This is a genomic window from Leucobacter sp. cx-42, assembly GCF_014529985.1.
In the GTDB taxonomy this organism is placed as follows: domain Bacteria; phylum Actinomycetota; class Actinomycetes; order Actinomycetales; family Microbacteriaceae; genus Leucobacter.
Genome location: NZ_JACVMU010000002.1, coordinates 66,106 through 79,491, shown reverse-complemented (window position 1 = coordinate 79,491; position 13,386 = coordinate 66,106). Strand labels below are relative to the sequence as shown.

The window sequence follows — 13,386 nt, the reverse complement described above, 5'->3', positions numbered from 1 at the left end:
CATGCCGTTCGCCGAGCGAGCGCGGGTGGTGATCGCCCCCGATTCCTTCAAGGGTTCATTGGGCGCGGATCGCGTCGCCGCCGCCATTGCCCGCGGCTGGGCCGCTGCCCGCCCCGCGGATGCACTCGTCCTGCGCCCCATGGCTGATGGCGGTGAGGGGACCCTCGCGGTGGTCCAGTCTGCGATTCCAGACGCCGAGTCGGTGTCGTTCGCCGCGACCGGCCCGATTGGTGCACCCGTGGCCGCGCACTGGCTGCGGCTCCCAGACGGCTCGGCCGTGGTCGAGCTCGCTGAGACAAGCGGCATGCTCCGGCTGCCGCGGGACGCTGCCGGCCAGCTCGTGCTGCACCCGCTCGAAGCGCATACGCGTGGGGTGGGGGAGGCGATCCGCGCGGCGATTGATGCCGGTGCGACGCAAGTGCACGTCGCGCTCGGCGGCAGCTGCTCGACCGACGCTGGCGCTGGGGTACTCGTGGGACTTGGGGCGCGGCTGCTCGATAGCGCAGGGAACGAGGTGCCGCTCGGGAACCGCGGGCTCGCACACATCGCTGCGATCGACACAAGCCGCATGCGCTCGATCCCGGCTGGCGCGCTCACGGTGTGGAGCGATGTCGCCGCACCGCTCCTCGGCCCGCGCGGAGCGGCCGCTCAGTTCGGCCAGCAGAAGGGCATCACCGAGGCGCTCCGGCCAGCCGCAGAAGCCGGCCTCGCGCACTTTGCGTCCGTGCTCGACCTCGACCCCATGTCGCCAGGATTCGGCGCAGCTGGAGGCACCACGTGCGCGCTGGCATGGCTCGGGGCTGAAATCGTGCAGGGTGCGGGGGCAGTTGCCGAGCTCATCGGGCTCGCGGCGGCCATTTCCGAGGCGGATCTCGTCATCACCGGCGAAGGCTCCTTCGATGCGCAGAGCTCCGAAGGAAAGGCGCCCGCGCTCGTCACCGAACTTGCCGCGCGCGCTCGGGTCCCCGTCGCCATTATTGCGGGGCGGATCGCCGAAGACGCCGCCGTCGCACAGTATGTGCACGCGCAGTCGCTCGGTGAACTGGCGGGAGAAACGAAGCAGCACCTCGACCCTATGAAGGATGCCGAGGTGCTGCTCGAGCGTGCGGGGCACGCACTCGCGCTCGTTATGCGCGGGGAATGATCGGCATCGTGCCGGTTGGCGTCTCGCCGTCGTCGTAGACATCGGCGGGCGAGCCAATGATCTTCGCGTCGGGAGTCCCAACGACCTCGAAGTCTTTCTCGGGGTAGTCGAACTGTGCAAGCACCCAGCGCATCGCCTCAAGGCGCGCGCGCTTCTTGTCATTCGACTTCACGACGGTCCACGGAGCATGCGGGGTGTCGGTGTAGAAGAACATCGCGTCCTTGGCTGCGGTGTAGTCGTCCCACTTGTCGAGGCTGGCGAGGTCAGTGGGCGACAACTTCCACTGCTTCACGCGGTCTTGGGAACGCGACTGGAATCGGGCACGCTGCTCGGCCTTACCCACCGAGAACCAGAACTTGATGAGGTGAATGCCGGACTGCGCGAGCAGGCGCTCAAAATCAGGGGCAGAGCGCGTGAACTCGAGGTACTGCTGCGGGGTGCAGTAGCCCATGACGCGTTCGACGCCCGCACGGTTGTACCAGGAGCGGTCGTACATCACGATCTCGCCTGCAGCGGGCAGGTGCGAGACGTAGCGCTGGAAATACCACGACGTGCGTTCGCGTTCGGTCGGCACCTCAAGCGCGACGACGCGGGCACCACGGGGATTCAAGTGCTCGGTGAAACGCTTGATCGCGCCGCCTTTGCCTGCGGCGTCGCGGCCCTCGAAGATAATGACAATCTTCTCGCCGGACTCTTTCACCCAAGCCTGGAGCTTCAACAACTCAATCTGCAGCTTGCGCTTCTCTTTTTCGTACGCCTTGCGAGTGATCTTCTCGCTGTAAGGGTAACCCTGACGCCAGGGGGCGTCGGGCCCATCATCAACCGAGGACTCACTCGCCAGTAGCTCGGCAAGCTCATCGATTTCGGCCGTGAGATCGATCTGAGTGTTCTTCGAGTCCGTGTTCATTCGTGGTCCTTTTCCACTCTGGACGGGCTCTCATTCTCTCAGTTAGCCGACGAATCGCGCGATAGCTTGTGAGGCTTCGCGCAGTTTTTCGGCCGCAACCTCGCCACCTTCTGTAGCTGCTGTTGCAACGCAGTGGCTGAGGTGGTCTTCGAGCAGGGCCAGGGCCACCTTTTCGAGGGCTTTGGTCGCTGCAGAAACCTGAGTGAGGACGTCGATGCAGTAGACATCTTCCTCGATCATGCGATGGACACCGCGCACCTGGCCCTCGGCGCGACGGAGACGCTTGAGCAGATCACTCTTGTGATCGGAGTAGCCGTGATGTTCTTCCATGCCTGAATAGTAGCGTCAGAGCTTGGTAGTTGGGGCGGATCCGCCATTGCGTTTGTGGCGAACAGCGAGCGCGAGCCCGCCGCCAATGAGCACAAACACGGCAAGCCAGATGGCGATGTAGAGGGGGAACTCGGCTGCTGCGATCCGCTCACCAATGAGGATCGAGGCGACCACGAGCAATGCGGGCTCCAGGTAGCTCAGCAATCCGAAGAGACTGATCGTCAGCAGACGTGACGCGAGGATGTAACACATCAGCGCGACGCCGGTCCACACGGAGAAGAGCGGCGCAGCCCACAACAGCGCGGGGTTCGCGTCGATCGCACTGCCGTCAGCGACCGCGAGTACGACAAAGGTGAGGGCGAACGGGGACATCGCGACGAATTCCCAGAACATGCCACCGAGGTCGTCAAGGCCGAGTGCGCGGCGAAGCACGAAGTAGCAAGGGTAGCCCAGGCACACGAGCAAGGTTTCCCACGAGATCGAGCCAACGCGAACGATCTCAAATATGACGCCAACCGCGGCAATTGCGGCGGCAAGCCACTGCCACCAGAGCAGCTTGTCCTTGTACAAGAACTTGCCAACGAGCACGAGTACGAGCGGCAAGAGGAAATACCCGAGCGCAACCTGCAGACCGCGGCCGTGCAGGGGAGCCCAGGTGAAGATCCAAAGCTGCATCGCGACCAGCATGCCGCACACGATGATGCCGAGAATGAGGAGTGGCTTCTTGAGAATGCGCTGCCAGATTTCGGCAATTCGGTGACGCTGTCCAATGACCAGCAGGCCAAGCGCAATGATCGGAATCGTGACGACGTTGCGAATGCCCCACAGCGATTCCGCTGATGCTGGTGCAAGCATGGGGGTGACGAAGTAGACGCCACCAAAGCAGACTGATGAGGCGACCGAGGCAATAATGCCGCGCTTCGCCTCGAGGTTAGAGCTCAATTGCTCCGATGACCTCGTCGTACGGAGTCTCGCCAACGGGCTTGAAACCCATGTGGAGGAAGAACTCTTCCGGGCCGTCTTCGCCGCGCTCCCAGAGTACGGTCAGGCGGCCGACGCCGCGGCGTCGAGCCTCTTCGATGAGCGCCTGCACCGCGAAGGTGCCGACACCAGCACCCTGAGCATCAGCGTCTACATTGATGCGCCAGAGTGCCGCACGGAACTCTTCATGCGCAGCATTGGGGTCAAAGTTGCCGTGAATGAACGCAACAACGCGACCATCCTGCAAAATGACGCGCTGCCAGGCGCTGTCGGGCGGCGTGACCGCGGCAGCCGCGGCGTAGGACACAGGCGTAATGAACTGCTCCTGGCCAGGCTTCAGACCGAGCCGGTTGACGGCGACAATCGTGGCTGCGGAGAGCTCTTCGATGGTGAGGTTGCTCATGTTTCTAGAGTATCGCTGTCGGGAGCTTCGGGGTAGTAGACGAATGTCCATTTCGGTAACGGTCGACAATAATCCGTGAATTCTGCGGTACCAATGCCCAAAATTTCTCTCGATGTCGAGATACCTCTCCGACTCCGGTAGACTCGGGACTATGGGCCAAAAGCCCCGTTTTATTGCACACTCAACAGGCTGGAGCTCCGTTGGAAAAGATCAAGGTTGCAGGTAAGGTCGTCGAGCTCGACGGCGACGAGATGACGCGAATCATCTGGCAGTTCATCAAGGACCGTCTGATTCACCCGTACATCGACGTTGACCTCGAGTACTACGACCTCGGCATCCAGCACCGCGATGAGACCAACGACCAGGTCACCATCGATGCAGCGCACGCTATTCAGAAGCACGGCGTTGGCGTCAAGTGTGCAACCATCACCCCCGATGAGGCACGCGTTGAAGAGTTCGGCCTGAAGAAGATGTGGAAGTCGCCGAACGGCACGATCCGCAACATTCTCGGTGGCGTGATCTTCCGTGAGCCGATCATCATCTCGAACATCCCCCGTTTGGTTCCGGGCTGGAACAAGCCGATCATCATCGGCCGTCACGCATTCGGTGACCAGTACCGCGCAACCGACTTCCGCTTCGAGGGCGAAGGCACCCTGACCGTCGAGTTCACCCCCAAGGACGGCGGTGAGCCCCAGAAGTTTGAGGTTTACCAGTCGCCGAGCGACGGCGTTGCACAGGTGCAGTACAACCTCGACGCATCGATCCGCGACTTCGCTCGCGCATCGCTGAACTACGGCCTCTCGCGTAACTTCCCCGTCTACCTCTCGACGAAGAACACCATCCTCAAGGCGTACGACGGCCGCTTCAAGGACCTCTTCCAGGAGATCTACGACACCGAGTTCAAGGAGCGCTTCGAGACCGCAGGCCTCACCTACGAGCACCGCCTCATCGACGACATGGTCGCTTCGGCCATGAAGTGGGAGGGCGGCTACGTCTGGGCTTGCAAGAACTACGACGGCGACGTTCAGTCGGACACCGTTGCACAGGGCTTCGGCTCGCTCGGTCTCATGACCTCGGTGCTCTCGACTCCGGACGGAAAGGTTGTCGAGGCAGAGGCTGCACACGGCACCGTGACCCGTCACTACCGCCAGCACCAGCAGGGCAAGCCGACCTCGACCAACCCGATTGCGTCGATCTTCGCGTGGACCCGTGGCCTGCAGCACCGCGGCAAGCTTGACGGCAACCAGCCCCTCATCGACTTCGCAAAGGCACTTGAGGACGTCGTCATCAAGACCGTTGAGTCGGGCAAGATGACCAAGGACCTCGCAATGCTGGTCGGCCCTGAGCAGGGCTACCTCACCACCGAGGAGTTCCTCGCAGCGATCGACGAAAACCTGCAGGCACGCCTGAGCTAATTTGGGTGGTCGCGCGTGAGCGCGTCCTTCTTCCCTGGACTCAACCCCGCGAAACTGGCACTTTCTGCCGAGATCGATAGTTTCTACCCGTAGAAACACCTCATCTCGACAGAAACGGTCAATCTCGCGGGGTTGACTCGTGTCTGGGCAAGCAAAACGGCCTGTCACCCCGTGGGTGGCAGGCCGTTTTTGCTTTTGCAGTGAGGCAGTCGAGGGGAGCTTCGGTGGGCGCTGGTGTCACCCTTGCTGTCTCGTTGTCATTCGCCCTGGTTTGAGGGAATAAGGCCGCCCGGCCGCGAGGCCGGCCCGTTCTTGCCCCGGCAGCGCGGCTGCGTGGTGTGGGATGGCGGCCGTTTCACGTCAGACACTGCCCGGGCATGACTCAACCCCGCGAGAACGGCACTTTCTGTCGAGAAGGGGTGTTTCTACGGCCAGAAACTACCGATCTCGGCAGAAACTGCCTGTTTCGCGGGGTTGGCGCGAAGTTGGCGCAGAGCGCGGGGCGTCGGCGCGAGCTACCGCGCGACCTGCACCGGCTCGCCCTCGACATACGTCGCCACAACGGGAACCGCCGCAAACTCAGCGGCGCTGAGCGTAAACGGATCCACGCCGAACACCGTGAGCGCAGCGCGCGCGCCCGGCTGCAGGTGTCCCTCGTCGAGTGAGCGGATCGCGCGGGCCGCGTGCGAGGTGTAGCCCTCGAGCGCCTCGCGCATGGTGAGGCCCTGCTCGGGCTGCACGGGGGCGCGGTGCGGGTGGGTGAGCGGCACGCGGGTGATCGACTCGGTCATCATGACGCGGGGATCGTACGGGGTCACCGGCCAGTCACTTCCGAGCGCGAGCGTTGCGCCGGCCTCGCGAATGTCCTTGCACCGCCAGCCGTGGCTCGCGCGCTCTTCACCGAGGCGTACTGACCAGTTGTCGCTGCGATCCGCGAGGGTGTGACGCGTGCCGTGGATCGGCTGCATGCTCGCCGCAACGCCGAGCGCTGCGAAGCGCGGGACGGTCTCGTCGGGAATCGACTCGATGTGCTCGATACGGTGCGCAGCGTTCGCGCGCAGGTCGCCGAGCGATTCGAGTGCGTCGAGGACGAAGTCGACTCCGCGCTCGCCGATCGCATGGGTTGCGGTGGCGACTCCGCGCTCAGCGAAGAAGCGAAGTGCGCGGCGGTATGCCTCGGGGTCAGTCCAAATGGACTTCAGACCCTCGCCATAGCAGTCGGGGGTCGCGAGCCAAGCGGAGCCATTGTCAACGGTGCCGTCGATCATAAACTTCACGCCTTCGACGCGCCAGCGGCGGCCGTGCAGGCCCTGCAGATCGGCGATCTCTGCGAGTGCAGCCTCGTCAGATCCGGGCGGGACCATCGGCGAGAACCGCAGGCGAACGGGAAGTTCTCCGCGACTCTCCAAGAGCTCGAGTACCTCGCGGCTCCCGGGATGGAAATCCATGACGTGCGTGCCGGTGATACCGGTCGCGGCCATGCCATCGAGTACCTCGGTGAGCCGATCCGCCCGAACCTCGACGGTCTCCTGTGGGATGCGCTCGAGCGCAAGATCCATCGCAGCAAGCTCGAGGAGGTAGCCGGTCGGGTTGCCATCGGCGTCCACGCCAACCGCTGACTCATCGGCGAAGGTCTCCGTGCCGGTGATACCGACGCGCTCGATGCCCGCGCTGTTGATGACCGCTGAGTGCGCATCGCGCATGCGCAGGAACACCGGGTGGCCAGCGGCAGCCTCATCAAAGATGCGGCCATCGAAACCGGTCTCGGTGTAGATGTTCGGGTCAACGCCCCACCCGAAGAGCCACTCGCCATCGGCTGCCGTGGCTGCGGCGTCAGCGATCCGCCCCTTCGCCTCTGCGAGGGTGAGGTCGGTGAGCTGCACGCCGCGAGTGAGCTCGAGGCCGAACACGATGTGAGTGTGGCCGTCGGTGAGGCCCGGCGCGATGGTAGCGCCGGGGTACTCGTCGATGACGGTCGCATCGGTGATGTGCGCGCTGATGTCCTCGCGCGAGCCGACGGCGATGACGCGGCCGGATGCGATTGCGATGGCGGATCCGAGCACGATCTCAGGTGCGGTGAAGTCAACGACCTGCGCGGCAAATACGACCCGGTCTGCGGGCGTCGCAGTGGTGTTCACGGTGTGGCTCCTGTTCTCTGGGAGTGAGTGGGCTGTGGTTAGGCGCGGTCGGCGGTTGCCGAGTCCGAGAGCTCTGCCTCAGCTGCGACGATGCCAACCGCACTCGTGTTGCCGTCTTCGAGCTTGCGACCCTTGCGGCTGATGACGAAGAGTGCGGATCCGAAGAGGATGCTCGGAGCAGATACGAGCAGCGCGTACTGGATCGGCGAGAGGACGCCAACGAGCTGACCGCCGATGAGCGGGCCGAAGGCAACGCCAGCGAGGTAGAAGCCTGAGACGAGCACGCCAACGCGGCCGGTGACATCCATGACGGCAGCGAGACCGGTGACGAGTACGAGGATTGCGCCGTACATTGCGCCCCAAATAAGGATCGAAACGCTGTATGCCATCGCCGAGGTGGTCGTGATCATGATGAACTTCGTGATCGTGCTCATCGCGATGATGAGGACGAGTGACCAGCTGCGGCCGAGCCAGCGGAGGGCGAGGGGAGCGAGGAGTGCGCCGATGAGGCCGCCGAAGACCTTGCCAGCGAGCAGTGCGCTCGACGCGTCAGCCGAGATGCCAGCCTGTGCGGAGAGCACGCTGGTCATCGAGTAGACCATGTCTTCGGTGAGCGACCAGAGGCACATCGAGATCGCGAGCGCGAATGCCGCGAAGGTGTAGACCTTGCTTGCCGGTGCGTTCGAGGAAGAGGTGCGGTTTGCGCGCGCTGCTTCGCGAGCCTCGGGGGAGAGGTTCGGCAGTCCGCCAGCCATGATGAGGCCGAGCACGCCGAGGGCTGCGATGACGAGCAGCACCGAGCGCAGGTCGTTGTGGAACAGGGGTGCGATCGCGAGGAGCGCGGTGGCACCGATGCGGTTGATGACCATGATCGTGGTGACCGAACGGTCGGGGTTCACGGTGGTCGAAGCCGCCGCGGTACCGGTCGCGATCATGATGCCAGCGCCGATGCCGCCGACCATCAGGCCGATCATAACCGCGGGAATCGTGAGGATGAGACCTGCGGCGGCGTAGCCGAGCACCATCAGGATGAGGCCAATGCGGCCGAGGCGGGGGCGATCCGCCGTCGCGATGAAGCGGTTGGTGACGAACATCGCAAGCGCCGAGCCAGCGGTCATGCCGGTCGCGAGCGCGCCAGCGGTGGCGATGTCAACGCCGAGATCCTGCACCATGCCCGCGATGAGGACGGGAACGAGGTTCGCAGCCATGAGCGCGATGACCCAGGTACCGACGAAACCGAGGACCACCTTGGTGGTGAGTGTCGCGAGGCCGCTCTGTGGCGCGGCCGTTGTGGGTGCGGAAGACATGGTGACTCCTTTGTCGAGTTCAGATGATGTGAACGTTGCGGGAACGTTCCAGCAAAAGTAGAAACTACGTGGCAATTTCGAAAAACGCAAACTCGGAATGCGGATCGCTCCCGGCCTGCCAGGAGCCATAGACTGTGGATATGCCGAAGTCCGGGGTCACAATCGTTGATATTGCTCACGAATTGGGCATTTCAAAAACCGCAGTTTCTTCTGCGCTGCACGGCAGCGGCCGTGTGTCGGAAACGCTGCGGGAACGCGTCCTCTCGAAGGCCGAAGAGATGGGGTACGAGCGTAATCGTGCCGCACAGCGGTTGCGCGGCGGCCGCCACGGTGCGATCGGCATGCAGATTCCCGAAGATGTGCAGGAACTCGCGTTCTACATGGAGTTCGCGTTTGGCGTCGCTGCCCGCGCAGCAACGCTCGGACAAGACCTGGTGCTGCTCGCAAACGGCGACGCGAAGCGGTCGTCGAGCCCGGCGATCGATGGTGTGCTGGCGCTCGATGCGACGGCTGAGACCTTCGCTGCCGCGCTCGCCGCAGCTGGATCCTCACCGGTGGTGTCCGTCGGGGAGTACCGCGGGCCGGGGCATGAACGTCAGGCTGCCTGGATTGCGGCGGATCACCGCAAGCTCATTGAAGACCTCCTCGAGGTGCTTGCGAGCGCTGGCTACACGGCACCGGCGCTGGTCGGATTCCTGCCCGACCGCGAGCCGCTCTGGGGTGCGCAGCTGCGCGCCGGATACGAGCAGTGGTGTGCGCGCACTGGGCGCGATCCGCATTTGTACACCGCCCAGATTGCGCTCGCAGACGCCGACATGCTCGACATCATGCAGCACGCGGCCGAGGACGGCGCAGATGCGGTGATCTGGGCCGCCCAGGGACACGCACGCAGGGCTGAGGCGATGCAAGCGGCGCAGGGATCCGCGCCCATGCTTATGGCCTCAATGGCACTCGGGCCGAGCGACGATGGTATGGCCGGCGTCGATCTTCGCGCGCGTGACTACGGTCAGGTCGCAACCGACCTGCTGTTCGCAGCCATCAATGGCGCCGTCGAGCCCGGAGCATCGGTATTGCACGAGGCGCGGATCGTGGCGCCCCGGTAGTTCGACTGCTTGCGGGGCCGGTCAACCGCGCGCTACTGCGCTGACAGAATCTCCCGCACGCGCGGAATGACCTGCGTGCCGTACAGCTCGATGCTCGCCATGAGCTTGCCGTGGGACATGGTGCCGTTCGCGTACTTCAGATCGAAACGATCGGCGCCAAGAGTGGTGACGGTCTTGGCGATCTTCTCGGCGACCGTGTCGGGCGAGCCAACGTGCAGTGCGCCGTTGTCGGCCTCTGCCTCGAACTCCTCACGGGTGGTCTCGGGCCAGCCGCGCTCACGGCCGATACGGTTGCGGTTCGCGGCGAAGTGCTCCCAGAGCTCGTCGCGCGCCTGCGCATCGGTTGCACCGACGTGGCCTGGCGAATGTACGCCAAGCGGCATGCGAGCCGGTCCGCCTGGTGTGCCGTAGCCTGCCTCCTCCTGGGCCTGGCGATACAGGTTGGCGAAGGGGGCGAAGCGCGCGGGGTCGCCGCCGATGATTGCGAGCATCATGGGGATGCCCATGCGCACGGTGCGAAGCACCGAGTGTGGACTGCCGCCGACGCCGATCCAGGCGGGCAGGCCGTTCTCGTGTTCGGTCTTCGGGAAGACTTCCTGGCCGGTGAGTGAGCTGCGGTGGCGGCCGGCCCAGTGGATCGGCCCTTCGCTCTGGAGCTGCGAGAACAGTTCGAGCTTCTCAGTGAAGAGTGAGTCGTAGTCGTTCATGTCGAACCCGAAGAGCGGGAAGGACTCGGTGAAGGATCCGCGTCCGAGAATGATCTCAGCACGCCCGTTGCTCACAGCATCGAGTGTTGCAAAGCGTTCGTAGACGCGCACCGGGTCGTCGCTCGAAAGCACGGTAACACCAGTGCCAAGCAGAATGTGCTCGGTGCGCGAGGCAATTGCGGCAAGCACCATTTCTGGCGATGAAATCGCAAAGTCATCGCGGTGGTGCTCACCGACCGTGATGGCGTCGACACCGACGCGGTCGGCAAGGGCTGCCTGCTCGACAACGTCACGTATTACCTGTGCGGCATGTAGTGGACGGCCTGCTTCGTCGTTCGTGATGTCGCCGAAGGTATCGAGGCCGAGTACGACATCAGCGAGGTGGTTCTGGTGATCGCTCATAGTGAGTGCAACCACGACGAGTGTGCGGATATTCCTGTGCGGCGTCCTGGCAACTTGGGGCCGGAAAATGAGAGAGGCCCGACCAACGATGGTCGGGCCTCTCAGCGGGCCTGGACTCAAATAGGGGTGGGGTCCGAACAGCCGCGCCCCGGGAGAAACTCACCGGAAAACACCGAGCCGCAGAATTGGGGAACGGCTCGATGTTACTGCCGCGGGATATCCTTCGCGGCAGGCATATGAAGTTGTGGGCAGAGCCGGACATGCCCGTTAAACACCCGGTTCATTCCAGTTGCAATGTCAGAAGCATACACACGGCATAACGGTGGGGCAATAGTGTTTGTAATGTTTTGCACAAGTGTCATATTTGCGCCATGTCGGTAACAGCTATGAAAATGGTCCGATACACCGAGGTGTACCGGACCAAGAATCACGGCGTGTGAGTCAATGGGTCCACACGCGCAGCTACGTTAGCGGGTGCGCACTGAGGCGATGTAGCCAATGACCACGGCGATAAGGCCGAATGCTACGGGGAGTGCCCAGTGCACGCCGAGGGCGAGCATTGCTGCCACTGCACCCGCAGTCAGGACGAGCTCAACAAGCGCCTGTGCGAAGTGGTCAGTGCGGAGTACCGGCTTCGGGGACAGGAAGAGTGCCCAGACGACCACCGAAACGACGAGGGCGATGAGGCCACTCAGGATGCCAACGGGCATCGGCCATGCGAGGAAGCCCCACACGGTGATGGTGAGCACGGAGATCACCTGGAACAGGCCACGAATCAGCTGCAGTACAGCAGTGGCACGCGCGCGCTTCACGATTGCGGTCGCTTCAGCGGGGGTCATCTCATTGCTCGTTGCGTCGTTCATCACCCCGCAATTGTAGCCAATCGGCTGATGGTCTACCCGTGAGCCCAAATATTGGTCCACTGATTCGTTGAGGCTTAGCTTTGAGCTATGAACCGTTCAAGCTTTACTCGCCGCACTGCGCGTCGCCTCGGCCTGGCCCTGCCCGCCGCCGCACTCGCCGCGGCGCTCACCCTGACCGGGTGCGCCGGATCCGCCGAGCCTGTCCCCACCGCCGGTGGCACGCTCACCTACGGTCGCCTCGCGCCAGTGGACAACCTCGATCTTCACACCCAGATCACCGCGAACAACGCCTTCGCAATCGACAAGATCTTCGAACCGCTCGTATCGTTCACCGAGAGCGGCGAGATCGTCGATTGGATCGCTGAGAGCCACGAGATCTCGGAAGACGGCAAGACCTACACCTTCACGCTGCGCGATGGCGTGCAGTTCTCGGATGGCACCGACGTCACTCCGGCCGATGTGGTCTTCTCGCTCAAGCGTCACATCGAGGTGCCTGGCCCGCTCGCGTTCACGGCCCCGGTTGCTGACGTGGTGGCGAAGGGCGACAACCAGGTCGTTATTACCCTCGATACGCCGTACACCCCGTTCCTCTCGGAGCTCGCAAACTTCGCGGCAGGCATTGCGCCGGCTGACTTCGGTGGCAAGACCGAAGAGGAATTCTTCAAGGCTCCCGTCGGAACCGGCCCGTTCGTCGTGAGCGAGTGGGATCCCGCAGGCGATCTCACCTTCGTGAAGAACGAGCACTACTGGCAGGACGGCAAGCCCGCGATCGACTCGCTCGTCTACAAGTTCATTGCAGACGACAACCAGCAGCTTCAGCAGCTCACCGCTGGCCAGCTCGACGCGATCGAGCAGGTTCCCGCAGCGAACGCCGAGTCGGTGAAGTCGAACGCGGCAACCGCGCTCTCGCAGAGTGATTCGTGGGCGATCGAGCAGATCTTCTTCAACACGAAGAAGCCCGAGTTCGCTGACCGCAATGTACGCCGCGCAATCGCGCAGACCCTCGACCTCGAGGGCATCGCGAAGGCCACCACCTTCGGTACCTCGCACGCAGCGACCTCGCTGATCCCGCCGACCATTGAGTATTCGGCCGCGGATCCCGGTGTCGCACTCGCGTATGACGTCGATGCGGCGAAGGCGGATCTCGCAGCCTCGGCATACCCTGACGGCTTCACTGCGAAGCTCCTCATCCCGAGTGGCAACGCGCAGCGCAGCCAGATCGCACAGATCGTTCAGGAGTCGGCTGCCAAGATCGGCATCACGATTGAGATCGATCAGGTTGACATTGCGACCTTCCGCGAGCGCTTCAAAGCGTTTGACTACGACATGATGATCAACTCGGGCCAGTCGGACGCACCCGACCCCAACGGTCTCGTGACCTTCCAGGCTGACCCCGAGGGCTTCAGCCAGTCGTTCTGGACGAGCTACACGAACGATGACGTGACGAAGCTTATGCACGAGGGCCGGACGACCGCTGACGGTCCCGAGCGTCAGAAGATCTACGAGGAGATCCAGCAGATCCTCGCAGACGATGCACCGTACATCCCGCTGTACTTCGCGTCAAACCTCAAGGGAACCACGAGCAAGGTAAATGACTTTGTCGTCCTGCCGAACGGTAGCGTCCGCTTCCAGGATGCGTGGCTCTCAGAGTAATCGCGCGCGAAGCGTGACGTGCGGCGGTGCTGC

Annotated in this window: 12 protein-coding genes; 4 read left to right on the top strand and 8 right to left on the bottom strand. The window is 63.4% G+C overall.

The window, feature by feature from the left end; all coding sequences use genetic code 11:
• Position 1: 1 nt before the first annotated feature.
• Positions 2-1,144, top strand: a complete 1,143-nt coding sequence (locus ICM05_RS02980; protein ID WP_188023094.1) for a glycerate kinase — start codon at positions 2-4, stop codon at positions 1,142-1,144.
• On the opposite strand, the gene ppk2 is transcribed toward ICM05_RS02980, so the two are convergent.
• From ppk2 to ICM05_RS02960, 4 genes are read right to left on the bottom strand one after another with little or no spacing between them, the layout of a single operon-like run.
• Positions 1,128-2,051 (bottom strand): polyphosphate kinase 2, encoded by a 924-nt coding sequence (gene ppk2 / locus ICM05_RS02975; protein WP_188023093.1) that lies wholly within the window; start codon positions 2,049-2,051, stop codon positions 1,128-1,130. The genes ICM05_RS02980 and ppk2 overlap by 17 nt on opposite strands.
• Positions 2,052-2,093: 42 nt before the next feature.
• Entirely contained in the window at positions 2,094-2,381 is a 288-nt protein-coding gene (locus ICM05_RS02970) for a metal-sensitive transcriptional regulator (protein ID WP_188023092.1), read from the bottom strand.
• Between the two features lie 15 nt (positions 2,382-2,396).
• Entirely contained in the window at positions 2,397-3,323 is a 927-nt protein-coding gene (gene rarD, locus ICM05_RS02965) for an EamA family transporter RarD (RefSeq protein ID WP_188023091.1), read from the bottom strand.
• Complete coding sequence (locus ICM05_RS02960; RefSeq protein ID WP_188023090.1) at positions 3,313-3,765, bottom strand: GNAT family N-acetyltransferase; 453 nt, start codon at positions 3,763-3,765, stop codon at positions 3,313-3,315. The genes rarD and ICM05_RS02960 overlap by 11 nt, the downstream gene beginning before the upstream one ends.
• Before the next feature lie 200 nt (positions 3,766-3,965).
• On the opposite strand from ICM05_RS02960, the gene ICM05_RS02955 reads away from it, so the two are divergent.
• Positions 3,966-5,180, top strand: a complete 1,215-nt coding sequence (locus ICM05_RS02955) for an NADP-dependent isocitrate dehydrogenase (RefSeq protein WP_188023089.1) — start codon at positions 3,966-3,968, stop codon at positions 5,178-5,180.
• A gap of 515 nt (positions 5,181-5,695) precedes the next feature.
• Here ICM05_RS02955 and ICM05_RS02950 read toward each other — a convergent pair.
• Complete coding sequence (locus ICM05_RS02950) at positions 5,696-7,318, bottom strand: amidohydrolase (RefSeq protein WP_188023088.1); 1,623 nt, start codon at positions 7,316-7,318, stop codon at positions 5,696-5,698.
• Between the two features lie 38 nt (positions 7,319-7,356).
• Positions 7,357-8,625 carry an MFS transporter gene (locus ICM05_RS02945; protein ID WP_188023087.1) on the bottom strand — a complete coding sequence of 423 codons (1,269 nt, stop codon included), beginning with the start codon at positions 8,623-8,625 and terminating at the stop codon, positions 7,357-7,359.
• 140 nt (positions 8,626-8,765) lie between these two features.
• Here ICM05_RS02945 and ICM05_RS02940 point away from each other — a divergent pair, with 140 nt between their 5' ends.
• Complete coding sequence (locus tag ICM05_RS02940) at positions 8,766-9,728, top strand: LacI family DNA-binding transcriptional regulator (RefSeq protein ID WP_188023086.1); 963 nt, start codon at positions 8,766-8,768, stop codon at positions 9,726-9,728.
• A gap of 32 nt (positions 9,729-9,760) precedes the next feature.
• Here ICM05_RS02940 and ICM05_RS02935 read toward each other — a convergent pair whose 3' ends face one another.
• Positions 9,761-10,837, bottom strand: a complete 1,077-nt coding sequence (locus ICM05_RS02935; RefSeq protein ID WP_188023085.1) for an LLM class flavin-dependent oxidoreductase — start codon at positions 10,835-10,837, stop codon at positions 9,761-9,763.
• 467 nt (positions 10,838-11,304) lie between these two features.
• On the bottom strand, positions 11,305-11,700 hold the full coding sequence (locus ICM05_RS02930) for a DUF2568 domain-containing protein (protein ID WP_251364481.1): 396 nt from the start codon (positions 11,698-11,700) through the stop codon (positions 11,305-11,307).
• 87 nt (positions 11,701-11,787) lie between these two features.
• Here ICM05_RS02930 and ICM05_RS02925 point away from each other — a divergent pair, with 87 nt between their 5' ends.
• A complete protein-coding gene (locus ICM05_RS02925; protein ID WP_188023083.1) occupies positions 11,788-13,353 on the top strand; it encodes an ABC transporter substrate-binding protein in 1,566 nt (521 codons plus the stop codon).
• Positions 13,354-13,386: the final 33 nt, after the last annotated feature.